The 24,255-nt window shown below is 68.8% G+C and carries 27 protein-coding genes and 1 pseudogene; 15 read left to right on the forward strand and 13 right to left on the reverse strand.

Translation table 11 applies throughout. The features are described from left to right. Positions 1 to 13 precede the first annotated feature (13 nt). The 4 genes from ACN28F_RS12095 to ACN28F_RS12110 all read left to right on the forward strand — a co-directional run bounded on the left by ACN28F_RS12095 (position 14) and on the right by ACN28F_RS12110 (position 3,819). Positions 14 to 787, forward strand: a complete 774-nt coding sequence (locus ACN28F_RS12095; RefSeq protein ID WP_421361369.1) for a carbohydrate ABC transporter permease — start codon at positions 14 to 16, stop codon at positions 785 to 787. Next, positions 784 to 2,181, forward strand: a complete 1,398-nt coding sequence (locus tag ACN28F_RS12100; RefSeq protein ID WP_289208075.1) for a GH1 family beta-glucosidase — start codon at positions 784 to 786, stop codon at positions 2,179 to 2,181. Before ACN28F_RS12095 ends, ACN28F_RS12100 begins: the two co-directional genes overlap by 4 nt. Before the next feature lie 58 nt (positions 2,182 to 2,239). Beyond that, a complete protein-coding gene (locus tag ACN28F_RS12105; protein ID WP_289208076.1) occupies positions 2,240 to 3,250 on the forward strand; it encodes a LacI family DNA-binding transcriptional regulator in 1,011 nt (336 codons plus the stop codon). A 245-nt stretch (positions 3,251 to 3,495) separates the two neighbouring features. After that, positions 3,496 to 3,819: a hypothetical protein gene (locus ACN28F_RS12110; RefSeq protein WP_289208077.1), complete on the forward strand. Its 324-nt coding sequence runs from the start codon at positions 3,496 to 3,498 to the stop codon at positions 3,817 to 3,819. 85 nt (positions 3,820 to 3,904) lie between these two features. On the opposite strand, the gene ACN28F_RS12115 is transcribed toward ACN28F_RS12110, so the two are convergent. The 4 genes from ACN28F_RS12115 to ACN28F_RS12130 all read right to left on the reverse strand — a co-directional run bounded on the left by ACN28F_RS12115 (position 3,905) and on the right by ACN28F_RS12130 (position 8,417). Next, entirely contained in the window at positions 3,905 to 5,581 is a 1,677-nt protein-coding gene (locus ACN28F_RS12115; RefSeq protein ID WP_421357766.1) for an FAD-dependent monooxygenase, read from the reverse strand. A gap of 128 nt (positions 5,582 to 5,709) precedes the next feature. After that, positions 5,710 to 6,330 (reverse strand): TetR family transcriptional regulator, encoded by a 621-nt coding sequence (locus ACN28F_RS12120; protein WP_421357768.1) that lies wholly within the window; start codon positions 6,328 to 6,330, stop codon positions 5,710 to 5,712. A gap of 80 nt (positions 6,331 to 6,410) precedes the next feature. Beyond that, positions 6,411 to 7,676, reverse strand: coding sequence for an IS701 family transposase (locus tag ACN28F_RS12125; RefSeq protein WP_421361372.1), 1,266 nt, complete (start codon positions 7,674 to 7,676; stop codon positions 6,411 to 6,413). 159 nt (positions 7,677 to 7,835) lie between these two features. Further along, complete coding sequence (locus ACN28F_RS12130) at positions 7,836 to 8,417, reverse strand: TetR/AcrR family transcriptional regulator (RefSeq protein WP_421357770.1); 582 nt, start codon at positions 8,415 to 8,417, stop codon at positions 7,836 to 7,838. Positions 8,418 to 8,498: 81 nt separating this feature from the next. Between ACN28F_RS12130 and ACN28F_RS12135 the strand changes: the two genes are divergently transcribed. The 3 genes from ACN28F_RS12135 to ACN28F_RS12145 all read left to right on the forward strand — a co-directional run bounded on the left by ACN28F_RS12135 (position 8,499) and on the right by ACN28F_RS12145 (position 10,297). After that, on the forward strand, positions 8,499 to 9,557 hold the full coding sequence (locus ACN28F_RS12135) for an NAD-dependent epimerase/dehydratase family protein (protein WP_421357772.1): 1,059 nt from the start codon (positions 8,499 to 8,501) through the stop codon (positions 9,555 to 9,557). 69 nt (positions 9,558 to 9,626) lie between these two features. After that, positions 9,627 to 9,875 (forward strand): FitA-like ribbon-helix-helix domain-containing protein, encoded by a 249-nt coding sequence (locus ACN28F_RS12140; protein WP_421357774.1) that lies wholly within the window; start codon positions 9,627 to 9,629, stop codon positions 9,873 to 9,875. Continuing rightward, complete coding sequence (locus ACN28F_RS12145) at positions 9,872 to 10,297, forward strand: type II toxin-antitoxin system VapC family toxin (RefSeq protein ID WP_421357776.1); 426 nt, start codon at positions 9,872 to 9,874, stop codon at positions 10,295 to 10,297. Before ACN28F_RS12140 ends, ACN28F_RS12145 begins: the two co-directional genes overlap by 4 nt. Before the next feature lie 193 nt (positions 10,298 to 10,490). Here ACN28F_RS12145 and ACN28F_RS12150 read toward each other — a convergent pair whose 3' ends face one another. Further along, positions 10,491 to 10,925 (reverse strand): type II toxin-antitoxin system VapC family toxin, encoded by a 435-nt coding sequence (locus ACN28F_RS12150; protein WP_289208084.1) that lies wholly within the window; start codon positions 10,923 to 10,925, stop codon positions 10,491 to 10,493. Beyond that, entirely contained in the window at positions 10,925 to 11,191 is a 267-nt protein-coding gene (locus ACN28F_RS12155) for a type II toxin-antitoxin system Phd/YefM family antitoxin (RefSeq protein WP_421357778.1), read from the reverse strand. Before ACN28F_RS12155 ends, ACN28F_RS12150 begins: the two co-directional genes overlap by 1 nt. A 404-nt stretch (positions 11,192 to 11,595) precedes the next feature. Between ACN28F_RS12155 and ACN28F_RS12160 the strand changes: the two are divergent. Together ACN28F_RS12160 and ACN28F_RS12165 are read left to right on the forward strand one after the other, a co-directional pair. Beyond that, positions 11,596 to 11,969: pseudogene (locus ACN28F_RS12160) on the forward strand (Imm1 family immunity protein). A 627-nt stretch (positions 11,970 to 12,596) separates the two neighbouring features. Further along, positions 12,597 to 13,262, forward strand: a complete 666-nt coding sequence (locus ACN28F_RS12165; RefSeq protein WP_421357780.1) for an SAVED domain-containing protein — start codon at positions 12,597 to 12,599, stop codon at positions 13,260 to 13,262. Between the two features lie 412 nt (positions 13,263 to 13,674). Here the strand turns inward: ACN28F_RS12165 and ACN28F_RS12170 are convergent, their stop codons facing one another. Together ACN28F_RS12170 and ACN28F_RS12175 are read right to left on the reverse strand one after the other, a co-directional pair. Further along, positions 13,675 to 13,872, reverse strand: a complete 198-nt coding sequence (locus ACN28F_RS12170; RefSeq protein ID WP_421357782.1) for a DUF397 domain-containing protein — start codon at positions 13,870 to 13,872, stop codon at positions 13,675 to 13,677. After that, on the reverse strand, positions 13,863 to 14,639 hold the full coding sequence (locus tag ACN28F_RS12175; protein ID WP_421357784.1) for a helix-turn-helix domain-containing protein: 777 nt from the start codon (positions 14,637 to 14,639) through the stop codon (positions 13,863 to 13,865). The genes ACN28F_RS12170 and ACN28F_RS12175 overlap by 10 nt, the downstream gene beginning before the upstream one ends. A gap of 453 nt (positions 14,640 to 15,092) precedes the next feature. Between ACN28F_RS12175 and ACN28F_RS12180 the strand changes: the two genes are divergently transcribed. The 4 genes from ACN28F_RS12180 (at position 15,093) to ACN28F_RS12195 (ending at position 16,816) form a co-directional block, all read left to right on the forward strand. Beyond that, positions 15,093 to 15,470 carry a DivIVA domain-containing protein gene (locus tag ACN28F_RS12180; protein WP_421357786.1) on the forward strand — a complete coding sequence of 126 codons (378 nt, stop codon included), beginning with the start codon at positions 15,093 to 15,095 and terminating at the stop codon, positions 15,468 to 15,470. A 64-nt stretch (positions 15,471 to 15,534) separates the two neighbouring features. Then, positions 15,535 to 15,870 (forward strand): HIT family protein, encoded by a 336-nt coding sequence (locus ACN28F_RS12185; RefSeq protein WP_289208089.1) that lies wholly within the window; start codon positions 15,535 to 15,537, stop codon positions 15,868 to 15,870. Positions 15,871 to 16,181: 311 nt separating this feature from the next. Beyond that, a complete protein-coding gene (locus ACN28F_RS12190) occupies positions 16,182 to 16,391 on the forward strand; it encodes a type II toxin-antitoxin system VapB family antitoxin (protein ID WP_289211140.1) in 210 nt (69 codons plus the stop codon). Beyond that, positions 16,388 to 16,816 (forward strand): PIN domain-containing protein, encoded by a 429-nt coding sequence (locus ACN28F_RS12195; protein ID WP_199757978.1) that lies wholly within the window; start codon positions 16,388 to 16,390, stop codon positions 16,814 to 16,816. The genes ACN28F_RS12190 and ACN28F_RS12195 overlap by 4 nt, the downstream gene beginning before the upstream one ends. Before the next feature lie 20 nt (positions 16,817 to 16,836). Here the strand turns inward: ACN28F_RS12195 and ACN28F_RS12200 are convergent, their stop codons facing one another. The 4 genes from ACN28F_RS12200 to ACN28F_RS12215 all read right to left on the reverse strand — a co-directional run bounded on the left by ACN28F_RS12200 (position 16,837) and on the right by ACN28F_RS12215 (position 20,616). Next, the gene (locus ACN28F_RS12200; protein WP_278171700.1) at positions 16,837 to 17,400 is read right to left on the reverse strand and encodes an exonuclease; all 564 of its coding nucleotides are present in this window, start codon (positions 17,398 to 17,400) and stop codon (positions 16,837 to 16,839) included. Positions 17,401 to 17,541: 141 nt separating this feature from the next. After that, positions 17,542 to 19,056, reverse strand: coding sequence for a family 43 glycosylhydrolase (locus ACN28F_RS12205; protein ID WP_421357789.1), 1,515 nt, complete (start codon positions 19,054 to 19,056; stop codon positions 17,542 to 17,544). Positions 19,057 to 19,262: 206 nt separating this feature from the next. Further along, the gene (locus tag ACN28F_RS12210) at positions 19,263 to 19,487 is read right to left on the reverse strand and encodes a hypothetical protein (RefSeq protein WP_289208092.1); all 225 of its coding nucleotides are present in this window, start codon (positions 19,485 to 19,487) and stop codon (positions 19,263 to 19,265) included. 97 nt (positions 19,488 to 19,584) lie between these two features. After that, entirely contained in the window at positions 19,585 to 20,616 is a 1,032-nt protein-coding gene (locus ACN28F_RS12215) for a sporulation protein (RefSeq protein WP_421357791.1), read from the reverse strand. A 308-nt stretch (positions 20,617 to 20,924) separates the two neighbouring features. Between ACN28F_RS12215 and ACN28F_RS12220 the strand changes: the two genes are divergently transcribed. Both ACN28F_RS12220 and ACN28F_RS12225 read left to right on the forward strand, forming a co-directional pair. Further along, positions 20,925 to 22,304, forward strand: coding sequence for a hemolysin family protein (locus ACN28F_RS12220; RefSeq protein ID WP_289208094.1), 1,380 nt, complete (start codon positions 20,925 to 20,927; stop codon positions 22,302 to 22,304). Continuing rightward, positions 22,301 to 23,347 (forward strand): hemolysin family protein, encoded by a 1,047-nt coding sequence (locus tag ACN28F_RS12225; protein ID WP_421357794.1) that lies wholly within the window; start codon positions 22,301 to 22,303, stop codon positions 23,345 to 23,347. The genes ACN28F_RS12220 and ACN28F_RS12225 overlap by 4 nt, the downstream gene beginning before the upstream one ends. A 119-nt stretch (positions 23,348 to 23,466) precedes the next feature. Here the strand turns inward: ACN28F_RS12225 and ACN28F_RS12230 are convergent, their stop codons facing one another. Next, positions 23,467 to 24,255, reverse strand: a complete 789-nt coding sequence (locus tag ACN28F_RS12230) for an EI24 domain-containing protein (RefSeq protein WP_289211141.1) — start codon at positions 24,253 to 24,255, stop codon at positions 23,467 to 23,469.

Below are 24,255 nucleotides of genomic sequence, written 5' to 3' on the forward strand. Positions count from 1 at the left end.
CGTCGCCGGGCTGATGTCGATCTTCCCGATCTACTGGATGTTCGTGGTCGCCACCCGGTCCAGCGACGCCATGGGGCAGATCCCGCCGCCGCTGACCCCGGGCGGCAACCTGCCGGGCAACATCGAGAACCTGTTCAACAACCCGGACGCGTACTTCCTCACCGGCATGATCAACTCGGCGATCGTCGCCGGCACCGTCACCTTCTCGGTGGTGCTGTTCTCGTCGCTGGCCGGGTTCGCCTTCGCCAAACTGCGGTTCAAGGGCTCCAACGCCCTGCTGCTGGTGATCATCGCGACAATGATGGTGCCGACCCAGCTCGGCGTCATCCCGCTGTACATGCTGATGAGCCAGCTGGACTGGAACGACCGGCTCGCCGCGGTCATCGTGCCGGCGCTGGTCACCGGCTTCGGGGTGTTCCTGATGCGCCAGTACGCCAGCCAGGCGGTCAGCACCGAGCTGATCGAGGCGGCCCGGGTCGACGGCTGCTCCACGCTGCGGATCTACTGGAGCGTGGTGCTGCCGGCGCTGCGCCCGGCCGCCGCCGTGCTCGGCCTGCTCACCTTCATGACCATGTGGAACGACTTCCTCTGGCCGTACGCGGTGCTCAACGACCCGGAGAACCCGACCGTCCAGCTGTCGCTGCGGGCCCTGTCGAACGGCTACTACAACGACATGTCCCAGGTGTTCACCGGTACGGCACTCGCTACGCTGCCACTACTGATCGTGTTCATCATTTTCGGCCGTCAGATCATCGGCGGCATCATGGAAGGTGCTGTCAAAGCGTGACGAACTCAAGCGAGCCGACCGCGAACGGACCCATCCAGTTCCCCGACTCGTTCATCTGGGGCGCGGCGACCGCGTCGTACCAGATCGAAGGCGCCGCCCGCTCCGACGGTCGCGGCCCGTCGATCTGGGACACCTTCAGCCGTACGCCCGGCAAGGTGCACGCCGGGCACACCGGTGACGTGGCCTGCGACCACTACCACCGCTACCGCGACGACGTGGCGCTGATGTCCGAGCTGGGGCTGCACACCTACCGGTTCTCCATCGCCTGGCCCCGCGTCCAACCCGACGGCTCCGGCCCGGTCAACCCGCACGGGCTGGACTTCTACGACCGCCTCGTCGACGAACTGCGTGGGCGCGGCATCGAGCCGATCATCACGCTGTACCACTGGGACCTGCCGCAGACCCTGGAGGACCGGGGCGGCTGGACCAACCGGGAGACCGCCGAGGCCTTCGCCGAGTACGCCCGGGCCGTGTACGCCCGCCTCGGCGACCGGGTCAACACCTGGACCACCCTCAACGAGCCATGGTGCTCGGCGTACCTCGGCTACGGGGCCGGGGTGCACGCCCCGGGCATCACCGACCCGGCCGCCACCTTCCAGACCGTGCACCACCTGCTGCTCGGCCACGGCCTGGCCAACCAGGCGCTGCGCGCCGCCGGCGCGTCGACCGTCGGCATCACGGTCAACCCGGCGTCGGCGTTTCCCGCCGACCCGACCAGCGAGGCCGACGCCAAAGCGGCCGAACTGGTCGAAGACCTGCAGAACCGGATCTTCCTGGACCCGATCCTGCGCGGCGGCTACCCGCAGCGCATCCTCGACCACGTCAACCGGTTCACCAGCCTGGACCACATCCGGGACGGGGACGAGAAGATCATCGGCGAGCCGATCGACCTGCTCGGCATCAACTACTACTCGCCCACGTACCTGGCCGCGAAGGAGGGCGCACCCGGTGGCGGCGGGGCGTTCCCCGGCACCGAGGGCATCGAGTTCGTCGCCCCGGCCGAGCCACTGACCGACATGGGCTGGCAGATCCAGCCGTCCGGGTTGACCGCGCTGTTGACCAAGCTGGGGCGCGACTATCCGGGCGTACCCATGATCATCACCGAGAACGGCGCCGCCTTCCCCGACCGGCTCGCCCCCGACGGCGACCGGGTCCACGACGACGACCGGGTCGCCTACCTCGACGGGCATCTGCGGGCCGCGCACGCCGCGATCGCCGCCGGGGTCGACCTGCGTGGATACCTCGTCTGGTCACTGCTCGACAACTTCGAGTGGGCGTACGGCTACGACAAGCGATTCGGCATCGTTTACGTGGATTACCTGACCCAGCGGCGGGTGCCGAAGGACAGCGCACGGTGGTACCAAGAGGTGATCCGCCGCAACGGCATCGGCTGAGCCGTACTCGTTCACCGAGGTGGCGGGGACCTTCGACTGACGGGGAGCAGGCGTGCGCGTGGCCAGGGAACGTCCGACGCTGGAGGCGGTGGCCCGCCGGGCGGGCGTGTCCCGGGCCACCGTCTCCCGGGTGGTGAACGGCTCCACCACCGTCGCCGAACCGATCCAGGACGCGGTGCGCCGGGCGGTCCAGGAGCTGGGGTACGTCCCCAACCTGGCCGCCCGCAGCCTGGTCACCCAGCGGACCGACTCGATGGGGCTGATCCTGCCGGAGACCGCCACCCGGGTCTTCTCCGACGACCAGGTCTTCCCCGGCATCATCCACGGCGTCAGCCAGGAGCTTGAGGCCGCCGACAAGCAGCTGGTGCTGATGATGGCCGGCTCGGCGAGCAGCCACGACCGGGTCGAGCGGTACGCGATGGGCCGCCACGTCGACGGGGTCATGTTCGCCTCGATCCACGGCGTCGACCCGATGCCCGGCACCCTGGCCCGCAGCGGCCTGCCGGTGGTGTGCAGCGGCCGGCCGATGGGTCAGATCAGCGCCGGGGTGCCGTACGTCGACGTGGAGAACGAGGCCGGGGCCGAACGGGCGGTGCGCTACCTGCTCGAGTCCGGCCGTCAGCGGGTGGCGACGATCGCCGGCCCGCAGGACATGATCGCCGGCGTGGACCGGCTCGCCGGTTACCGTACGGTGATCCGGGCGACCGGTGGCCGGTCGCTGGTCGCCACCGGCGACTTCACCCGCGACTCCGGGGCGGTCGCGATGCGCCAGCTCCTCGACGACGACCCGGCGTTGGACGCGGTCTTCGTCGCCTCCGACCTGATGGCCCACGGCGCGATCCGTACGCTGCGTGACGCCGGCCGACGGGTGCCCGACGACGTCGCCGTCATCGGATTCGACGACATCGAGATGGCCAGCTACATGGACCCGGCGCTGACCACCGTCCGTCAGCCGATCCAGGAGATCGGCCGGACGATGGCCCGGCTGCTGCTGCGGCTGGCCGACGGCGAGTCCGTCGAGCCGACCGTGGTGCTGCCCACCGAGCTCGTCCGCCGCGACTCGGCCTGACCTCCCTTTCTGACCCTTTCCGACCTTCCTGACCTTGGCTGACGGGGTACGCGCGGTTCGCGTGATCATGCAGATGATCGCATTCGACGAAGCCGCTGGTCAGCCGCAATTCAATTTATACTTTTCATTGTCATCGCAGGTCGACGCAGCTCCAGCCAGTCGGTGCAACCGAATAACATGGCATTGCCGCCAGCAAATATGGTAGCTACGGTGTCCCCACATCCACAGCAGGGAAGGGGACATTCATGCGTACTCTCGCGAGAGCCGCCGTCACCGCTGCCATGGTCGTGGGCGCGATGGCCGCCACCGGTACCGCAGCGGTCGCCGCCGAGTCGTCGACCAGCACCCGGGTCGACGCGACGACGAGCGCCGCTGCCGTCGACTGGTACTACGGCTACGGCAGCGGGACCACTGCGAGCAGCGCGGCCTGGAACGCCAAGTACCAGGCTGAGATCTGGGCGCAGATCGACGGCTACATCCCCATCATCGACTGTTTCGTCGTCAGTTCGTACACCAACAAGATCACCGACACCTACTACACCGCGAACGTCACGCTGATCTGCTACTGAGCGGGGCCGCCGGGCCGATACCCGCCACGAACAGTATTCCCGTAGGGAATAACTATTCCTCACCGGAATACCGGCGTGGCGGGTATCAGTCTCCCGGACCCGCACCGGACACCCGGCCGCGCGTCCGCGCACTGGTCCCGATCGCCGGGCCGAACCAGCGGATGAGAGCGTCGCGCAGCTCGTCCGGGTCCGGGTCGTCGGCGCTCGACGCCCACGCGACGTAGCAGTCCGGGCGCAGCAGCAGCGCGGTCGGCGGCGTACTCCCGTCCAGCGCGGTGACCAGGTCGATCTTTCCCGCGATCACGTCGACCCGGTCGTGCCACGGTCCGGCGACGGCGGCGAGGCTGCCGGCGGCGGGGGTGCCGGCGGCGAGGGTGCCGGTGGCGGGGGTGCCGGTGGCGGGGGTGCCGGCGGCGTCGAGCAGCAACGGCCGAGCGGTCCGGGTCGCCTCCGCCAGCCGTACCGCCCCGGTGTCGGCGTGCAGCATCAGGTCCGGTGCCCACCGGCCGACCAACGGCCCGCCGGGCACCCCCATGTCGTACCGCAGATCCGCGCCGGCCAGCAGGTCGGCGACCCGCGCGGCGTTCTCCGGTACGGCGAGCAGCTCGCCGACGAACGTCCGCAGCGCAGTGACGTCGCTGCCCGGCGCGATCAGCGCCGACTGCGCCTGGGTCGACATCGTGACCCGCTGCGCCGCCGGGCGGCGTTCGGTCTCGTACGTGTCGAGCAGCCCGTCGGGTGCCCAACCGCTCAGCCGCGCCGCGAGCTTCCAGCCCAGGTTGATCGCGTCCTGCAGGCCGAGGTTCAGCCCGGGGCCGCCGATCGGCGGGTGCACGTGCGCGGCGTCGCCGAGCAGCAGGACACGTCCGGACCGGTAGCGATCGGCGATCCGGGTGTTGCCGCCGATCAGGTGGCGCAGCAGGTGTGGTCCATCGCCGGCCGGCGGGCCGAACGGCACGTCGGCGCCGAGCACCCGGGCGACGCTGGCCCGCATCTCGGCCAGGCTCATCCGCGTGTCGCCGTAGTCGGTCGATTCGGGCCACTCGACCGTGGTGACGACCGGCTGGCGGCCGGGGAACGGTGCCCAGACGATCAGCCCGTGTTCGGTGCGGGTGTGTCGAAACGGCGGGACGACGCCGTACCCGGGCACCGCCAGACCGCCGGTCGCCGGGTCGATCAAGTCGGCGGTCACGCCGACATGGGCGCTACGGCTGACCGAGCTGTCGACGGTCACGCCGGGGAAGCCGATGCCGGCAGCCTTGCGGACGGCGCTCTGCCCGCCGTCCGCGCCGACCAGGTACCGGCCGGTCAGTTCGGTGCCGTCTGCGAGCGTCGACGTCACCGAGTCCGGGTGCTGGGTCAGCCCGGTGACCGCGCAGCCGCGCCTGACCTCCACGCCCAGCTCAGCGGCCCGTTCGGCGAGCAGCTGCTCGAGGCGGGGCTGTGGAACGGGCAGCGTGTAGAGCGGGTTGTCAGGCACCTGGCTGAGGTCAAGGGGCAGTGCCCCGAAGACGTACCGTGGTTGCGGTTGTGGTTGCGTCGGGGCCGGCGGGCCGGGGACGTGCTGGTCGTCGACGATCCGTTGGTAGAGCCCGCGTCGGTCGAGCATCCGGACGACCTGGCCGACCAACCCGTTGGCCCGCTGCTCAGTGGTCGGCCCGGTCCGCCGTTCGCAGACGACCGGCCGGACGCCGGCGAGGGCCAGCTCGCAGGCGAGCATCAGGCCGTTCGGTCCGGCGCCAGCGATGATCACATCGATCATTACAAGATCCTTTCTGGGGTACGGAGAACCCGCCGGTGGTGGCGTCGCGGCGACCGGCCCTGGTGTTCCGGGCTGGACCGGGGCCGGTGACCGGCCTCTGGTGTTCCGAGGTGGACTGGAGCTGGCGGTCAGCGTGTGACAGGCACCGGCAGCCCAGCGGCCAGTTGGGTCAACGCGTCGGAGAGCAGTCGTTCCATCGACACCGGCGGGTCGGCGTACACGAAGTGCCGCATCGCGGTGTTGACCGCGACGCTGACCACCGCCGCGACCAGGTTCGGGTACAGGTCCTGCTTGACGTCGGTGCCGGTCCGTTCGGCGACGGCCACGGCCAGCTCGGCCTCGGCGGCCGCGACGGCGCGCAGCATCTCGCCCTGCAGCGCCGGCTCGGCGAGCATCACCTTGAGCCCGCTCACCCAGTCGGCGTGGTCGCCCGGCGGTGCCTGCTCGACCTCCGGACCCGGCTCGAACTGCACCATTGCCGCCGCCCGGATCGCCGCCCACAGTGGCTCGTCGGCCGGGCGGGCCCGGAGCTCGTCGGCCAGCCGCAGACTGCGGTCGAGGTGCCGGGCGGCGATCGCCTCGGCCTTGCTGGAGAAGTAGTTGTTGAACGTACGGGCAGACACCCCGACGGCCTGCGCGATGTCGTCGACCAGCACGTCGTCGAAGCCGCGCTCGACGGTCAGCCGGATCGCCGCCCAGCTCAGCGCCGCCCTGGTCGCCGCCTTCTTCCGCTCCCGCAGCCCGCTCACACCACGACGCCAGCACAACTTGCGTGACACGCAAATATTCGCGGCGCGCACTTTTCTAGTACGGCAGCCGCCGTTCGGGATCATGGTTGAAGTTCGAGGTTGAGTCGGCGTGTGTAGTGGGCTCGTCGGGCTCGGGCTTGATGCCGTCGCCGCCAGCCTGACCAGTGCAAATGGTGGGCGATGTCGCTGATCGGGCGGATGATGCAGGCGTTGATCAGGCGGCGGACCTCGTTGACCGTAAGTTTGATCAGTCCGTTGTCGGTGTGGTCCTGGTGGGTTGCCTCGGCGGCGCAGATCGCCAGGACGGCGAGGGCGGCCAGGGCGAGGGTGGTGAACCGGTGCCAGGAGTCCCAGCGGCGGACCTGGTGCTGGTCCAGACCGACCTGGCCCTTGGCGGCTTGGAAGCTCTCCTCGATGCTCCAGCGGATGCCCGCGACCCGGACGAGTTGGGCGAGGGTGGCCGGTCCCGGGGTCCAGCAGCGGTAGAAGGCCAGCTCATCGGTGGTGGTGTTCTTCCTGATCAGGAGGCTGTGCCGGCCGCTGTCGTCGGGGTCGGCGTCGGTGCATACGTCATCGAGCCAGGCCCAGTCGTAGAAGCGCGGTCCTTTCGACCCGGCGCCGGCCGAGCGGCGTTGCCACGCCGAGGCGGGCAGGTCAGCCGCGATCCGGTCGGCGCGGATGCGGGTCCTGCCACCGTCGATCGGCACCAGGTGGCCGCGGGACACCGCCAGGACGTAGCCGATCTCGTGTGCGCGCAGGCCAGCACGGAAGGTGGCGCTGTTGCCGTAGACCTCGTCCGCGGCCACCCACCCGGCTGGCACCCCTGCCTCCAGGGCCGCGGTGATCATCTCGGCGGCCAGTTCCGGCTTGGTGGCGAACTCGATGTCGTCGGGCACGCCGGCGGCTTGGCAGCGGTCCCGGTCGTCGGTCCATGACGCCGGCAGGTACACCCGCCGGTCGATCAGCGTGTGCCCGTCGGTGCCGGCGTAACCCAGGAACACTCCGACCTGGCTGTTCTCGATCCGTCCCGCCGTCCCGGTGTACTGCCGCTGCACCCCGACCGTGTGGATGCCCTTCTTCAGGTCGCCGGTCTCGTCGACGGTCAGGACCGCGTCCGGACAGCCGAACCGTCGGGTGATCAACCGCCGCAGGTCGTCACGGACGGCGTCGGCGTCCCACACCGCCCGATACAACAGTCGCTGCATCGCGTCCGGTCTGGCGTGTCCGGCCTGCTCGGCCAGCTGCCAGCACGTCTTGACCTCGAGATCGGCCAGCAGGCCGGACACGAACTGTCCTGCCGCCCGGCGAGGCTCCACCCGAGCGAACCGGCCCGCGAAGCAGCCCAGTACCTCGGCCAGCACCCACTCCCACCGGCCAACGGCTACGCTGTGGCACGCGGCCACCGCAAGATCTGATGTTGTGTCCACAACGCACAGAGGATCACGCGGTGGCCGCCCCGCGTTCACCAGGGTTCACAAGCAAGATCTCAAACGGCGGCTGCCGTACTAGTCGTGGGTAGGCGATGAGGTCAGGCGTTTCATCGCCGTCAGGGTCTGGTCGATCGTGGTTGGGAGATCGGGGTCGCCGTGCTGGTCGAGCCAGCGGGTCACCGCGATCCGGAACGTGGTCACGGCGATCTCGGCCGCCAGCCGGGCAGTCAGGTCGTCGATGCCGCGATCGCGGAAGCCCTGCTCCATGGCCTGCGACAGCAGCGAGAACTTGCGCAGCTCGCGCTCCTGCAGGGCGGGTTCGGCACCGATCACGGCACGTCGGCGTAACAGGTAGTCGAGGCTGCGGCCCTCGAAGATCGCGGCCGCGGCGGGGGGCAGGCCCGTGGCGATCAGCTCCATCGGGCCGAGCGACCGCGGGGCCCCGGCCATGAGGCGGGCCACCTGCTCGGGCATCGACTCCTCGCCGGCGAACAGCACCTCCCGCTTGTCGGCGAAGTGCCGGAAGAACGTACGGGTGGTGAGCCCGGCCCGTGCCGTGATCTGCGGCACGGTGGTCTCGGTGAAGCCCTGCTCGAGGAAGAGATCGAGCGCGGCCCGCTCGAGCCGTTCCCGCGCCCCCGGCTGCCATCGACCCATGCCGCACATCCTAGTGATGACACGACGTGTCGTGCCGTGCAATAGTGATGACATGACGTGCCATGACTGATGGAGGCGAACATGGCGGGTGAGATCTGGGTGCTCGGCGCGACCGGCCGGGTCGGCCGGCAGGCGGTGCAGCGCCTGCGGCAGGCCGGCACCGAGGTGGTGGTGGTCGGCCGCGACCGGGAGCGGCTGACCCGAACGGTTCCGGACACCCGGGCGGTGACCGGCTCACTCGACGAGGTCTGCGCGCGGCTCGCCGCCGAGTCGCCGGCCGTCGTGATCAACACGGTGGGCCCGTTCGCGGTCACCGCGCCGCAGGTCGCGCGGGCCTGCCCGGCCGGCACCCACTACGTCGACGTCGGCAACGAGCTGAGCGCGTTCGAGTCGCTGCACGCCATGCACCGGGAGGCGGCGGCGACCGGTCGCACCCTGGTCTGCGGGGCGGGCTTCGGTGTGCTCGCGACCGAGAGCATCCTGCTGCACCTGCTGGCGGGCGAGGAAAAACCTTCCCGGGTACGCATCGACGCGCTCGCGTCGGTCGAGGTCGAACCAGGTGCCCTCGGCGAAGCCCTGACCGCCACCATCGTGCAGGCGCTGCGCGACGGCGGTCGCGAAGTGCGACAGGGCCGGTTGGTACGCGTCCGGGCCGGCGGTGCCGCCGAGCGGTTGACCACCCCCGACGGCGACCTGGTCACCACCGCCGCCATGGGCAGCGGCGAACTCTTCGCGGCCTGGCAGGCCAGCGGCGCCCCGTCGGTGATCGGCGCCTCGGCTCTCGCCCCCGCCACCCCGGCCGCCAGGGCGGCGACGTCGGCGGTCGGTGGCCTGCTGCGGCTGCCCGGCCTGGCCGGCTTCGCCACCCGGCGGCTCGCCCGCGTCACGACGACCACGGCCAGGGAGCAGCCACGCCGGTCGTCGTGGGGCCGCGCCCGGGTCGAATGGCCGTCCGGCCGGGTACGGGAGGGCTGGCTGCGCACCGGCGAGGGCATGACGTTCACGGCCGACGCGGTCGCCGAGGTGGCCCTCCGCCTGGCCAACGGCGAGGGCCGCCCCGGCGCGTACACCCCGGCCAGGCTCTTCGGCCCCGAGGTGGCGCTGGCCGCCGGCGCCGAGTTCGTCGTCGCGGAACTGTGATCGCGTCGTCAGAGCCGGTGCTAGCATTGCTGTCAGACCACGGACGACGCAGCGATCTGGAGCACGATGATGGCAGCCCTGAGCATCCGAGACCTGGATGACTCCGTGAAGGAGATGCTCCGCCTCCGAGCCGCGCGAAACGGCCGGTCGATGGAGGCAGAGGTCCGCGCGATCCTGACCTCAGCCGTCACCGAGGAGCCCTCCCCCACGGATCTCTTCAGCGCACTCACCGAACGGTTCGCGCAACTCGGCGGCGCCGATCTGGACATTCCGGCTCGAGCCGCCCGACCCCGCGCGGCCGACTTCACCGCACAATGATCGCCCTCGACACCAACGTCGTCTCCGAGCTCATGCGCGCCGAGCCGGCACCCGCCGTTCTTCGGTGGCTACGGCGGAACCCGGCCGGCGGCCTGTACACCACGACCGTCACCGTTGCCGAGATCCGTTACGGCATCGCCCGGCTGCCGGAGGGTCGCCGCCGCGAGTCGCTACACCAGGCCGCCAACGAGATCTTCGCGGCGTTCCCCCGCCAGGTCCTCCCTTTCGACCTGGCCGCCGCCAACGCGTACGCCGACATTGTCTCCGGCCGGGAAAGGCTCGGTAACCCGATCGACGGCTTCGACGCCCAGATCGCCGCCATCTGCCGATCCCAGGCAGCGACCCTCGCCACCCGCAACGCCAAAGACTTCCTCGACACCGGCATCACAGTCGTCGACCCGTGGCAGGAAACCGCAAGCTGAGATGGTCCTGGCGAGCCTCAGGCTCAGTACTGCCGGGACGCGGCGACGATGATCTCCCCACCGGGCGAGGAGCCGTCGGAAGTCGGTTGATCCGCCGAGTCATCACCTCCTGCAACCCAGGTCGTCCCCGAACGCGCACGACGAACCCTACGTTGGAAGGCTTGGCCGGCCGGATCCATAGCAGCAGTCGCGCTCAGGTGCAGTCGTCGGCAGGCTGCCACGGGTTGATGATCTCGGCATCGGTGGGCGCGAAGTCGGCTACGTTGCGGGTGACGACCGGGATCCCGTGCACGAGGGCGGTGGCGGCGATGAGTAAGTCGCGCACGGGCTGCGGGTCGGGAACGTTGAGCATCGCGCTGCGCCGGGCGACCGCCGTGTCGACCGGGAGAACGCGCTCGGCGAACGCGGGCAACACCTGCGTTTCCAGCCAGCGACGCAGGACCGCGCCCTGCGCCGGATCCCGGCGCTCGGCCAGCAGAACCCCGATCTCCAGCTCCTGCACGGTGATCGCCGACACGAACAGGCTGCCGGTCGAGGCGCTGGCGGCCCACGCAACAACGTTCTTGTCCGCTCTACCGGCCTTGGCCTTCCGCAGTTCGGACACCACGTTCGTATCGAGCAGGAACATCAGCTCAGGTCCGCCGGCCGGGCGAGATCACGCTGCGGCGAAACCTCGAACTCGATGTCCGCTTCGTCCGGAGACAGCCCGATCAGGTCGATAATGTTCTCTTGGCCCCCGGTCAACCGCTGGTAGTCCTCGAATGTCAGGAGCACGTGCGCCGGACGGCCCCGATCGGTGATGAAGACTGGCCCACTGCGAGCAGCGATCTTCGCCCGACCCGTGTCCTGGTTGAACTCACGACTCGACACCGTAGTAACGGTCAGTGCCACCACCTCCCGACGACCAGCAAGTAGCAATGTTACTACATTTTGCTCTCGTGGTGGTACCGCCGACACGGTGGCTGTCCGTCGATGGAGCAGCGCTTGACGGCCTGCGGTCCGGTACAAACAGTAGTACCGGGAGAACGTCCCGGTAGCGAAGGTCCCGTACGAGAAGTACCTGGTTGACCGCAAGAGCGGGGAGGGTTCATGACGGCCCGTCGGTGGAGCGACGTGAAGGCTGAGGCGGTCACCCGGCAGCCATGGCTCGCCAGCAGGGAAGCGCAGGGGGCGGCGGGCCGCGATTCGTGACGGGAATCTCAGCCGCATCCAAGAGCACGAGTGGAACAAGCTGCATAGGCCACCAGAATATGAACTATCACATCATCTGGACCGACAGCCTCCGACTGGTCTCCTCGATGACGGAGGCCGACGCAGCGCTCGACGAGATCGCGGCCACCTCGGCTAAATCCCTCCCAATGGTGGTGACGGTCATACCAGCGGGCAGCGAGCACCTCTCGCAGTTCAACGACGACTTCCCGGAGTCCCTCGAAGTCGGAATCGGCCACCCAGACCGAGGATTCGTGCGTTGGATGGGCGACGGCGGCGGGTACGGATACGAGCCAGACCTCGGCCTCGGCCAGACGGACTTCGCTTCGACTACGGCGGCCAACCGGCCTTCCCCGAGCCGGACGAACTGAGGGTCACCCCTGCCGAGGTCTTGCAGGCCGTATTTAACTTCATCGCCACGGGCCGGCGGCCGACTTGCCTGTCCTGGTTCCCCATCGAGTAGAGACGTCAGACACTGCCCGCCGAGGACCGTGCGTCGTCTCATCCGGCACCGACGGACTGAGCGCATCGCCGAGAACGAACACAACCACCCGTGACGTAGAAGCCCTCAGAGGGTTTAGCACACCGCGTTTCTCGACGCGGTCGACTGGTCACAACTCCGGGGGCCCACCGGGTAGGAAGCCTCTCACCTCCCGCCTGCTTGATTGCACTTGGTGACCACTTGCCGTCTCGCCATCCGCTCGCGGTGCCGAAGAAACTCCACCCACAAGCGCAAACGGTCATCGGATTCCTGTGGGACAAGTGAAGCAGCAGCAGTCAGGACACCATGAACTACCGCCGCCACGAGGAGCGCAACAAACCGCGCGCTCTCCTCCGACACAAGCACATAAACCAAGCCGCCGCTGGCAGTCACGCCGCCCACCAGGTTTGCCCACAGCGCCGCAGGTCCCCGGCGCATCGATGATCTAGCTCTGCCTGGCACCTCGCTGCCCCTTCGGGTTCCGCTCGTCACAGTCGTTCCTTCCCGCACTCGCCCCGCACTCGGAAGAGTGACACTTGCTCTCCTTGAGAGCAAGTGTTATGCTCCGTTTGCTCCTGAGCGGAGCAGACTTGTTCCGGGAGCACACAGATGGCGAAAGATGAGGATGTAGCCAAAAAGACCGGCGACATCGTGCGGCGACTGCGACGGGAGCAGAGATGGACAGCTCAACACCTCTCTGATGAATGCGTCCGAGCAGGCGCACCATCATTGAGCCGGAGCACGATAGCGAAGATCGAGTCCGGCGTCCGCAAGTCAGTCACATCCGAAGAACTCGTGGCGCTCGCACGGGCGCTTCGAGTGCCACTAGAGCAGTTGATCGAATCGGGCGATGGCGAGCCGTCAATAGTTCGACCCGGCGCCCGAGGACCAGGAGAAGATCAGGGAATAATTCTCGTATCGATTGGCTCACCGTCTATCAAGGAAAGCGTCAAGGCATCCCTACCCGAGCTCTCTCTGGAGAATGCAATATTTCTTGCCGAATATTTACACGAGGACTACATAGCCATCGCCAATATCCGTCAGGTGGCACAACACCTACGCGACCAGGCAAGAGGTTGGGCGAACGATCCCAGGTTCGCCCGACTACACCTGTTCTATCGAGGCCCGGTTGCGTTAGGCCCCCTGCTAGGTGCAGTGCTGGCGTCAGGTCGCCCAATTTACGTATACCACCACGAAGGCGGAAGGTACGAATTAGCCTATCCAATCGATAGACAATTCCTGGTGTCCACCTCCACTCCAAGAAAGGGGACTTAAGGGGCCACACTGACAGGTTGGCTTGCAAAGGCCCACCGCTGCGTGAGCAACGGTTGCAAATCGGGTGAATTGCCGGAAAGTCCGGGGACGGATCATCGGCAGCCAAGGCCGACATTGAAGATCGACACGATTCTGAGTGGTCGGCAAGGTTCAGAGACTAGGGTCCGAGCGAAAGCAGTAATGACCCCACGAGCGCCCGACATCTCCCAGAGATGATGAGATAGTCCGTTCTACCGAAATAATCTGAGACATCCTTGAAACGGTAGAAGCCTGGGATAAAGAGCCCTGGCGATAACAACCAATTCGGCTAAAGTATACCTGTCAGCCGGGGCAAAACCGTAAAATCGCAACTGCACCAAAAGACATGGGTACGCACTCCGCAGAACACCCGGTGGTCCTCGTGTGTAGAGGGTCAGTGGTAGGCGGTGGCGAGGTGGGTGACGAAGGTGGACCAGGCAGCGGGGGCGAAGGTGAGCACCGGGCCGGTCTGGTCCTTGCTGTCGCGTACCAGCACCGCGCCGGGCAGGTTGTCGGCGACCTCGACACACGCGCCGCCGGCACCGTTGGACCTGGTCGACTTGCGGAAGCGCGGGGTGCCGGTCAGCTCCATGTCAGCGCCGCTTTCTCGATCATCTCGCGGGACTCCGCGATGGGCAGGGCGTGGCTGCGGACATCTTCCCACACCTGTTCGAGCCGACGCACCCGTTGCGGATCGTCGATGGGCTCGCCGCCGAAGTGGGTGTCCAGGTAGCCCACTCTCCGGTCGTGCACCGTGCCCAGCACGAACGGACCGTTGAGCCCGGCGTACGCCCCGGCGGTCGCCGGCACGACGTGCACCCGCACGTTGGGCCGGTCGCAGGCGGCGGCGAGCGCGGTCAACTGCTCCACCATCACGTCCGGCGAGCCGATCTGCCGGTGCAGCACCGACCGGTCGAGCACCGCGACGAAGTGCGCCGGACTCTCCGCCCGGGTGATGATCTCCTGCCGGGCCAGTCGGTTGGCCAGCGCCGTCTCGACATCGTCGACCGGGCCGACGTCGGTGAGCAACTGTCGGGCGTACGCCTCGGTCTGCAACAGCCCCGGCACGACGGAGAGTTCGAAGTAGCGCAGGATGCTCGCCTGCGCCTCGTTCTCGGCCCACGAGCGCAGGAACGGGGCGATCGACTGCCCGCGCGCCTGGGCCGCCAGCCGCTGGATCCGGTCGCCGGTCTCGAAGACGCCGTCGAGTGCCTTGGCGATCGCCGGCACCGGGATCAGCCGCCCCGCCTCGTAGCTGCCGATCGACGACCCGCTCACCCCGACCAGCGCGCCGAGCTGCTCCTGCGACAGCCCTCGCGCGGTCCGCTCCTTGCGGATGGCTTCCTGCAAGTCGATCATTATCGGCCCCCTTATCAGATTCGTAGGAACTCTCCGAGAACCCTCCGACTCCCACATCTTCCATCGCGTGGGGTGGATAGTCCAGGGTGGAGGGGTAGGAAGTTGAGAGAGCAAGATCCACGGAGGACCGAGCTCCCGGGGCGCGTGCGAGAAACCATTTCACGGCCACGTCCGTCAACACCGGAACAGCCAGGAACCCCCGTGCCATGGCCGCTCCGATGCTGGTCCGTGGCCACGACGCGGCCGACACCGCGTTCCCGCAAGTAACACCGAAATGGAGTACGCACGCGCCCCGGGCCCACTCACCTGATTGGTGCTCCGTGAATCGAAGACTGCCCTGGTTGCCGTACTGCCGAGGAAGGCTGCGGTGATTGGGGCGGGGTGGCCCTGCCGGATCGGCAAGCGGCAGGGCCACCCCTTCCACAAACCCGACATGCAAGGGGAGGAAACGTGATGCGAGAACTGTGGCGACGGTGGCGGATGCGACGGCAACGGCGTCGGATGGTGTCCCTGCCACCGCGCGACTGGCCGAGCGGCAGCGGCGTGTACCGCGTACCCGAACACGGGCGCAACCAGCGACCGACCGCGTACCGACCGATCCGGCCGTGGCAGGTCCGCAGCCAGCACTTCCCCGCCGCCAGCCGGCGCGCCCACGGGCGCGGCCTCGACCCGGGCGAAGTCGCCGCGTTCCTCGAACGCGTCGCCCACGACCTCGGCATCCTCTACGCCGAGCTCGACCGCACGTACGAACAGAACGACCGGATCAAGGACGCCCTGCGCCGCTGGCAGAGCAACCACACCGCGACCGCCACCCCGTCCGGCTACCGCTGACCGACAAAGACGTCGTCGGCGCGAATAACCATCTTCGTCTGTGGACACCACTACCATCGGTCCGATGACCGACGACTTCTACTGCGAACAGGCACTCAGCGGCAAGACCCCGATCCAGGTCGTGGCCGAGACCGCCCACGTGCTCGCCTTCCATCACACCCGGCCCTTCTGGCCCGTCCATATCGTCGTCGTTCCGAAACGCCATGTTCCGTCGCTGGTGGACCTGGGCGACGCCGATGTCGCCGAGGTTCATCAAGTCCTGGCCGTCGTCCGCGATATCGCGGCACAGGTCACCGCCGAACACGGCGCAGCCCGCGTCCTGACCAACCTCGGTGAGTACCAGGACTCCAAACATCTGCACTTCCACGTCAACAGCGGCGAGCCGTTGCGTCACGACTGATGAACACCACCGCCAGCGCAATCATTGCTGACCCGCGTTGCAAACCTGCCTGATCGCCGAGCAGCCGGCGGGGCGACTCGCAGCCTGTCGGCGTCCTCGGTGTCCGCGCTGGCGGCTGCGGAGACGACCGGGTCCCGCCTTCGACCGAGTTCGCCGGCTCGATCAACATCGACTTCCGGCGCCGCACCTGCATGCTGGAAGCGCCGGCCGACGACGAACGGGGGATGGTCGTGGGGATCAGCACCGAGGCCGGTAGAGGTGTATATACTCGGGAGCATCTAGTATTCACAAGGAGGTAGACGTTGAAGACGGTGATCGACCTGGACGAGGAGTTGCTCGACCGCGCCCGTCGTGAACTCGGGACCAGCACCAAGAAGGAGACGATCCACGAGGCGCTGCGTCTGGTCGCCGAACGCGGGGCCCGACTGGCTGCGATCCAGGAGCTCATGTCCATCGACCGGGACTGGGACGGCATCGTCGATGACGACAAGACGCCCGCCAGCGGCCGAGACGCGGCGTGAACATCCCCCGAGGGCTGTACCTGATCGATACCTCGGCCTGGGCCCGGATGTCCGCACCGGCAGTGAACAAGCGGCTCGTCATGATCCTGCAGGAAGGGGCAGCAGCGACCTGTCTCCCGCTGGACCTCGAAGACGGTCGCAGCGCTCGCAACTTCCGGGACGCGATGGCAATCCGCGCCCGCCGGGCCGAAATCATGACTGATCTGCCGATCAACTCGGCAGTCGCCACTCGGGCCCGGGACATCCAGGTAGCGCTGACCAGACGCGGGTACCACCGGGCGGCCAGCCCGGTCGATCTGATCGCCGCCGCAGCAGCGGCTGAGCACGGCGCGACAGTCCTGCACTACGACCGTGACTTCGACCTGATCACCGAGGCTGGCGGACCGCGCAGTGAGTGGATCGCGCCCGCCGGGACACTTCGGTAGTTACACCGGCTCGCGCCGCGTCAGCGGGTCGCGGGGTTGGCGGCGAGCATGGCGCAGAACAGGGCTCCCTGCTCGATCGCGTCGTCCAGGGCGACATGCTCATGCTCGTGCTCGCCGAACCACTCGCGGGGCATGGTCCGCTTCGACGTCGTCCGGTAGCCGGTGCCCATCAGCGCCATGGCGTACGTCTTGATGTCCAGCGCCGAGTGGGAGAACGGGCTCGATCCGGTGAAGCGGATCAGGTACCAGTAGACGAACATGAAGTCGTACGCCGCCGGGTAACCGATGAACACCGGCCGCCCCGGCAGCTGGGCGAGCCACTCGGTGTAGCGGGCCATCGCTACCGCCGGCTCCTCCTGGTCGGCCCGGCACGCCGCCCACGCTTCCGGCTGCGTCTCCCACCACGCCATGGTCTGCGGGGCGCCGGTCGCCCCGGGCAGCGTGACCAGGTTGGCGCTGAATGTGCCGACCAGCTCCTTGCCTGCCGTGTACGCCGCCGAGGCGAAGCTCAACATCGAGTGTGGGCCGGGGATTGGCCCGTCCGCCTCGACGTCCGTGCTGACGTAGATCTCCGCTTGTGCCACCCCCGCACCGTACGGCACCTCCCATGCCGGGAAGCCCTCCGCCCATGATCGCGACGATCTTGCGCTTATCGCTGAATAGAACGGACAAATTCTCGCGATAAGCGCAAGATCGTCGCGATCATGGAGGTGGGGTTGGTCGGGTCAGCTGACGGTGAAGGTGGCCGAGGCTCGGCCGGCGGCGTCCGGTACGGCTTCCAGGTAGAGCAGGCCGTCGCGGTGCCGCACGTACTGGCCGGGGAAGTTGACCGACTCCAGCGACAGTTTGCCGGCGTCGGCCAGCCCGCTGCGGGCCATGAACGTGGCGTCCTGCCGGAACAGGTTGGACCCGTCGTTGGCCTCCACCCAGATCTGGTGGTTGCGGTGCCGCAGGTAGTAGCCGGGGAAGTTGGTCGATTCCAGCGAGACGCCGGCCGAGTTGGCCAGGCCCGGGACGACCCGGAACTGCGAGTCGGCCAGGTTGGCGACATTCGCCTCCAGGCGGACCCGGTACTCCCAGTGCCGCAGGTAGCGGTCCGGCTGGTCGTGGGCGGCAAGCCGGACCGGGGTGCGGCCGTCCGGCACCGGTACGCCGAAGTTCGGTGTGCCGTCGGCGTTCCAGTAGATCTTCTGCACCCGGGTACGCCGGTTGGGGTCGCTCAGCGGGTCGTAGCCGTTGCCGAGGTAGCGCTCGTAGTTGCGGGAGTGGTAGACGATCACGTCACTGCCGTCCTCGGCGACGGTGAACGAGTTGTGCCCCGGCCCCCACTGGCCGGTACGGCTGTTGCTGGCCAGCACCGGGTTGGGACTCTTGGTCCACGATGACGCGTTCAGCAGGTTGCTGCCGGCCGGGGCGGTGAGCAGCCCGACGGCGTAGTTGGCGTCGGTGGCGCTGGCCGAGTAGGTCATGAAGACCCGGCTGTTGCGGATGATCACCGCTGGGCCTTCGTTGACCCGGTAGCCGCGGGTCTCCCAGGCGTACGTCGGGGTGCTGATCATGACCGGGGTGCCGGTGTACGTCCAGGGGTTGACCATGCGGGCCAGGTAGATGTTGGAGTTGCTGCCGGCGTACTCGGCCCAGGCGAGGTAACGCACTCCGTTGTGGACGAAGGTGGTGGCGTCGAGGGAGAAGCTGCTGCGTGGCGGCTGGATCTGGCCGCGTTCGATCCACGGCCCGTCGAGCGGGTTGGCGGCGGAGGATTCCAGCACGTACGGGCGGATGGCCCAGATGTCCTCGGCCCGGCCGGCGGCGAAGTGGATGTACCACTTGCCGTCGATGAAGTGCAGCTCGGGTGCCCAGATGTGTGCGCCCATCTCGCCGGTGGCGTGCTTGCGCCAGATGACCCGTTCGGTGGCGGTGGCCAGGCCCTGCAGGGTGGTGGCGCGGCGCATGACGATGCGGTCGTACTCGGGGACGGTGGCGATGAAGTAGTAGTAGCCGTCGGTGTGCCGGTGGACGTGCGGGTCGGCGCGCTGTTCGGCGATCGGGTTGGTGAACTGCGCCGTGGCGGAGAGGTTCGACGCCGTGACCGCGTCCGCCGACGCCGTCACAGTGTCCGCCGACGCCGTCACGGTGTCCGCTGGTGTGGCGGGTGTGGCGGATTCCGCGCCGGCCGGGGTCGTCGCGAGGGTCGTCGCCACGGTGGCCAGGATGACGGCTGTCGCCAGCCGCCTCGTCACCGGTCTCGTTCGCTGCATCGAGGGTGCCTTTCGACGGACGGGCCGGGTCGCGCCGCCCACACGCGACGCCGCACCGGGTTCCACCGCATGTTTGCGTTAACATCGACCAGGGTCAAGGGTTGTCCGACATCTTTTCGACACCTGCGTGAAACGAGGCGGGCCGGCCGGGGCGCTCCGCCCCGGCCGGCCCGCCGCCCGCCGTCGAACTACTTCGTGCCGTCGGTCAGGCTCACCAACGCCTGCGCGGTCCGGAAGTACGGGTTACGGCCGAGGTCGCCCACGGTGACCACGCCGAACGCGTCCTTGAGCAGCTTGGCATCACTGTCGCTGACGCCCTTCAGGGCGGCGACCGGAGCGTCGACGATCTCGGCCAGGGACTTGTCCTGGTAGGCCTTGTCGACCAGGGTCGTGAGGTCAGCGGTGACCGGCATCGGGTGTCTTCTCCTTCTGTTCGGGGTCGTGGCACGGCCCGGTCGGGCCGGCCAGGTCGTGGGCTGTCGGGCGATCGCCCGGCAGCACGCGCGGCGGCTACTCCTCGTCGAGCTCTTCCTCGTCGCCCTCGGCCACCGCGCTGTCGTCGTCGCCGAACGCGTCGAACGCCTGCTCGGCGAGCATCCCGGCGCCGAAGCCCAGCGCGGCGCCGCCGACCGCACCGGCGATCACGCCGCCCATCCCCGGGCCGCGACCCTCGTGCTCCTGGTGATGGCCGTGCCCGTACGGACCCGGAGCGCCGTAGCCGGCAGGAGCGCCGTAGCCCGGCGCGGGGTAGCCGCCGCCGAGCAGCGCCTGCCGCTGGTCGAGTGCCTGGCGGATCCAACCGTCGACGTGGCTGGTCCAGTCGAGTCGGTCGGCGTCGTCGTGCGCGACGCGGTAGTGGCCGTACGAGTCGTGGCCGGGGGTGAACAACCCGGCCTGCTTGTCGAACTCGAGCACCACGGTGACGCCGTACGGATCGGCCAGGAAGGTCAGCTCGGCCTGCCGCACGCCGGGGTACTGCGGCGGGGCGACGTACTCGATCTCCTGGTAGAACGGCAGCGTCTGGGCAAGCCCGGCCAGCTGCCCGTACTCCAGGTCGGCACCGACGAACTGGAAGCCGAGGGTGCCGAACGCCTCCAGGATCCGCTCCTGCACCGGCAGTGGGTGCACCGCGACCGGGTCGAGGTCGCCGGGGTCGGCCGCGCCGCGTGCGGAGACCGAGGTACGCAGGCCCAGGGTCATCCCGGCCAGCGGCTGGCCGTAGAAGTGGGTGATCGGGGTCTCCCAGGGCAGTTCGACCTGGAACGGCAGGCTCAGCTGCTGGTCGGCGGCCAACCGAAGCGCTCCGGCGACGTACACCTGATGGAACTCGACGCCGGCGGTCTCCTCCTGCTCGCCGCCCTCGATCTCGACCCGGGTGACCAGGCCGACCGTGACCTGCTCGATCTCGGTGTCGAAGTTGCCGCCAGCGAGGTCGACCTGGCCGGCCAGCGTCAGGCCGGGCCGGGTGTTCGGGTTGGACAGTACGGCGTCGACGCTCGGCCCGCCGACTCCGAAGGCTCCGAGCATCCGTTTGAAGACCACCTGACGTTCTCCCTGAGGTCGCAGCTGCGATGAAGTCGGAGGGTAGAGAATTCCCTTGTCCCACAAGACGAACACGATCGTCTATTAAGGAATTGGGACGCCGACATCGTAACCACCCAGGCTGGGAGGAACCTGAACGGCAGGTATCAACTACGAAAAGTTATATTGCGAATACTCTTCGGAGTAATTCCCAGTCAACTCCCAGGTTGGCCCTCGTTCGTACCGTCTAGGCTGAGCGACATGTCCGACGACAGTGACCCACACAGTCCCCGCCGCCCCGTCGACCCGGAAGGCTCGGCGAGGCGGTGATGGAATGGATACTGCTGGGTGTCGCGGTGCTGCTGATCGCCGCCAACGCCCTCTTCGTGGCCGCTGAGTTCGCGTTCGTCACGGTCGACCGGGCAACCGTGGAGCGGCAGGCCGCCGCCGGTGACCGGCGCTCCGCCAGCCTGCTACGCGGCCTGCGAACCCTGTCGACCCAACTCTCCGGGGCGCAGCTCGGCATCACCGTGACCAGCCTGGTCGTCGGCTTCCTGGCCGAGCCGTCACTGGCCACCGTGCTGCGCGGCCCGCTCGGGCTGACCGGCCTGCCCGACGCCGCCACCACCGCGATCTCGCTGACCCTGGCGCTGATCCTGGCCACCTGCTTCCAGATGATCTTCGGCGAGCTGGTGCCGAAGAACTGGGCCATCGCCGAACCGCTGCGGGTCGGTCGGGTCGTCGCCGGAGCCCAGCGCGGCTTCACCACCGCCGCCGGGCCGCTGATCCGCTTCCTCAACGGTACGGCGAACCGGATCCTGCGCGCGTTCGGCATCGAACCCACCGAGGAGCTGGCTTCCGCCCGTACCCCTCAGGAGCTGGCGTCACTGGTCAGCCGCTCCGGCGCGGAAGGCACCCTGGACGCGGAGACCGCCGAGCTGGTCTCCCGGTCGATCGACTTCGGCGAGCGGACCGCCGCCGACGTGATGACCCCGAGACCGCGGGTACGGTTCGTCGCCGCCGACGCGCCCGTCGCCGAGGTGCTGCGACTGGCCGCCGCGACCGGCCACGCCCGGTTCCCGGTCACCGGGGACGGGGTCGACGAGGTGCTCGGCGCGGTGCACTTCAAACATGCGCTCGCCGTACCGGCCGGCGAACGCGACGGCCGACCGGTCCGCTCGGTCATGGTCGAGCTGCCCGAGGTGCCGGAGACCGCCGAGCTCGATCCGCTGCTCGCCACGCTGCGCGGCCGCGGGCTGCAGATGGCGGTGGTGGTCGACGAGTACGGTGGCACCGCCGGCATCGTCACCCTGGAGGACCTCGTCGAGGAGATCGTCGGCGAGATCGCCGACGAACAGGACCGCCCGACCGGCCGGCATCTGCAGGCCGCCGACGGCTCGTGGCAGCTCTCCGGGCTGCTGCGGCCCGACGAGGCGGCCCGGCTGACCGGGCTCGACCTGCCGGAGGGCCGGATCTCCGACACCCTCGGTGGTGTGATCATCGAGGAACTCGGCCGGCTCCCCCGGGTCGGTGACACCGTCATGGTGGTCGCCGACGACCGGGAGCACCCGGACAGCGACGGACTGCCGACGGCCGTACCGGTGGATCTGACCGTGACCAGGGTCGACGGCCGCCGGGTCGACCGGCTGCTGCTGCTACGCCGCGCGAACGGACACTCCGCCGGCCACTCGAACGGAAACGGATCATGAGCGACGGCGTAGCGATCCTCGTCGGCGTACTGCTGCTCGCCGGCAACGCCTTCTTCGTCGGCGCCGAGTTCGCGTTGATCTCCGCCCGCCGGACGCAGATCGAACCACGGGCCGCGGCCGGCTCCCGGCTGGCCCGGGTCACCCTGCGGGCGATGGAGAACGTGTCGTTGATGATGGCTGGCGCCCAGCTCGGCATCACCGTCTGTTCCCTCGGGCTCGGTGCCATCGGCGAGCCGGCGGTGGCGCACCTGATGGAGCCGGGGTTCGCCGCGCTCGGGGTGCCGGAGGCGCTGGTGCATCCGATCGCGTTCGCCATCGCGTTGGCGATCGTGGTCTTCCTGCACATGGTGATCGGCGAGATGGTGCCGAAGAACATCGCCCTCGCCGGCCCGGAGCGCTCCGCCCTGGTCCTGGGCCCGGTGCTGTACGGCGTCGTCACCGTGTTGCGGCCGCTGATCTGGCTGCTCAACCAGGTCGCGAACATCGTGCTGCGGCTGCTGCGGGTGCAGCCCAAGGACGAGGTGACCTCCGCGTTCACCCGGGAGGAGGTCTCCGGGTTCATCGCCCAGTCCCGCCGTGAGGGCCTGATCGACGAGCACGAGCACCGACTGCTGACCGGGGCACTGGCGTTCAGCGACCAGCCGACGGCGCGAGTGGCGATCCCGCTGGAGTCTCTGGTCACGGTGGCGGCCGCCAGCACCCCGGTCGAGCTGGAGCAGCGGTGTGCCGACACGGGCTACTCCCGGTTCCCCGTCCTGGACGGCAACGCGGAGGTGACCGGGTACCTGCACGTCAAGGACGTCCTCGGGGCGCCGGCAGCCGACCGGGACCAACCGGTCGACGCCCACCTGATCCGGCCGCTGGTCACTGTCCGGGGCACCCAGCCGATGCGGGACACCCTCACCGTCATGCAGCAGCAGGGCGCACACCTGGCCCGGGTGGTGGATGCCGACGGCCGGTTGACCGGGCTGGCCGCGCTGGAGGACGTCATCGAGGAGCTGGTCGGCGAGGTCCGCGACGCCGCGCAGGCCGCCAGCCGCTGACGGCCGCTGGCTGGCTCTGGACGCACTGTCGCCAAGCACCGGTATTCCTGTGAGGAATAATTATTCCTCACAGGAATACCGTCGAACGCGGATACCTTTCAGGCCGGCCGGGCGGCGCGTCACTCAGGGTCGGTGGTCGGCCCGCCCGCAGGCAACGGCCCGCTGGTCGGCTGGCCGAGCGACTGGCGGGCGAGCAGGGTCGCGCCGGCCACCGCCGCCGGCATGATCAGCACCGCGCCGAACGGGATCAGGCAGCAGCAGAAGACCGCCGCCCCGAACCCGATCGCCCTGGGCCGGTTGCCCCGCAGCGCGGCCCGCCGGTCCGGCAGCCGCAGGCCACGGCGGTAGAAGGCGGAGCCGACCAGCTCCAGAGCGAGCCGCCAGCCGCCGAAGAGGGCAGCCAGCACCGGCACCACGGTCTGCCCGACGATCGGGATGAACCCGAGGACGAACAGTGGGACACCGATGATGATGCCGAACGCGATCAGCCGGGACGAGTCGAGCAGGCTGTGCCACAGCGACCGCCACCACGGCACGTCGACCGCGTTCGGCACGCCGCCGTGGTGCTCCTCCACCCACTCGGAGATCTTCTCGTAGAACGGATCCCCGATCAGCAGGGTGACGGCGGTGAAGGTGAGCACCCCGACCAGGCCACCGAGGGCCAGCAGGGCGATGGCGACGGTGCCGCGTACGGCGTCCTGCAGGCCCGTCGACCAGCTGTCGGCGAACGGGGTGAGCCAGTCGGCGAGGTCGACGACGATGCTGACCCAGCCGATGAAGGCGGCCACGAAGAGCACCCCGGAGATGACCGCCGGGATCAGCCCGAGCAGCACCATCTTCGGGTTGCGGGCGTAGGTGCCGAATCCGCGCAGGAACAGCCGCACGCCGTCGATGAACGAGCGGACCAT

Source organism: Solwaraspora sp. WMMA2101 (assembly GCF_049179175.1).
Taxonomy (GTDB): Bacteria; Actinomycetota; Actinomycetes; order Mycobacteriales; family Micromonosporaceae; genus Micromonospora_E.

Coding starts and splice junctions, on each gene's coding strand:
- ACN28F_RS12095 (WP_421361369.1), top strand. CDS start 14: ATGTCGATCTTCCCGATCTACTGGATGTTCGTGGTCGCCACCCGGTCC.
- ACN28F_RS12140 (WP_421357774.1), top strand. CDS start 9,627: ATGGCAGCCCTGAGCATCCGAGACCTGGATGACTCCGTGAAGGAGATG.
- ACN28F_RS12145 (WP_421357776.1), top strand. CDS start 9,872: ATGATCGCCCTCGACACCAACGTCGTCTCCGAGCTCATGCGCGCCGAG.
- ACN28F_RS12150 (WP_289208084.1), bottom strand. CDS start 10,925: ATGTTCCTGCTCGATACGAACGTGGTGTCCGAACTGCGGAAGGCCAAG.
- ACN28F_RS12210 (WP_289208092.1), bottom strand. CDS start 19,487: ATGCCGGTCACCGCTGACCTCACGACCCTGGTCGACAAGGCCTACCAG.
- ACN28F_RS12225 (WP_421357794.1), top strand. CDS start 22,301: ATGAGCGACGGCGTAGCGATCCTCGTCGGCGTACTGCTGCTCGCCGGC.
- ACN28F_RS12170 (WP_421357782.1), bottom strand. CDS start 13,872: ATGGAGCTGACCGGCACCCCGCGCTTCCGCAAGTCGACCAGGTCCAAC.
- ACN28F_RS12220 (WP_289208094.1), top strand. CDS start 20,925: ATGGAATGGATACTGCTGGGTGTCGCGGTGCTGCTGATCGCCGCCAAC.
- ACN28F_RS12180 (WP_421357786.1), top strand. CDS start 15,093: ATGCGAGAACTGTGGCGACGGTGGCGGATGCGACGGCAACGGCGTCGG.
- ACN28F_RS12135 (WP_421357772.1), top strand. CDS start 8,499: ATGGCGGGTGAGATCTGGGTGCTCGGCGCGACCGGCCGGGTCGGCCGG.
- ACN28F_RS12185 (WP_289208089.1), top strand. CDS start 15,535: ATGACCGACGACTTCTACTGCGAACAGGCACTCAGCGGCAAGACCCCG.
- ACN28F_RS12110 (WP_289208077.1), top strand. CDS start 3,496: ATGCGTACTCTCGCGAGAGCCGCCGTCACCGCTGCCATGGTCGTGGGC.
- ACN28F_RS12165 (WP_421357780.1), top strand. CDS start 12,597: ATGGCGAAAGATGAGGATGTAGCCAAAAAGACCGGCGACATCGTGCGG.
- ACN28F_RS12175 (WP_421357784.1), bottom strand. CDS start 14,639: ATGATCGACTTGCAGGAAGCCATCCGCAAGGAGCGGACCGCGCGAGGG.
- ACN28F_RS12115 (WP_421357766.1), bottom strand. CDS start 5,581: ATGATCGATGTGATCATCGCTGGCGCCGGACCGAACGGCCTGATGCTC.
- ACN28F_RS12130 (WP_421357770.1), bottom strand. CDS start 8,417: ATGGGTCGATGGCAGCCGGGGGCGCGGGAACGGCTCGAGCGGGCCGCG.
- ACN28F_RS12230 (WP_289211141.1), bottom strand. CDS start 24,255: ATGGTCCGCTCGTTCATCGACGGCGTGCGGCTGTTCCTGCGCGGATTC.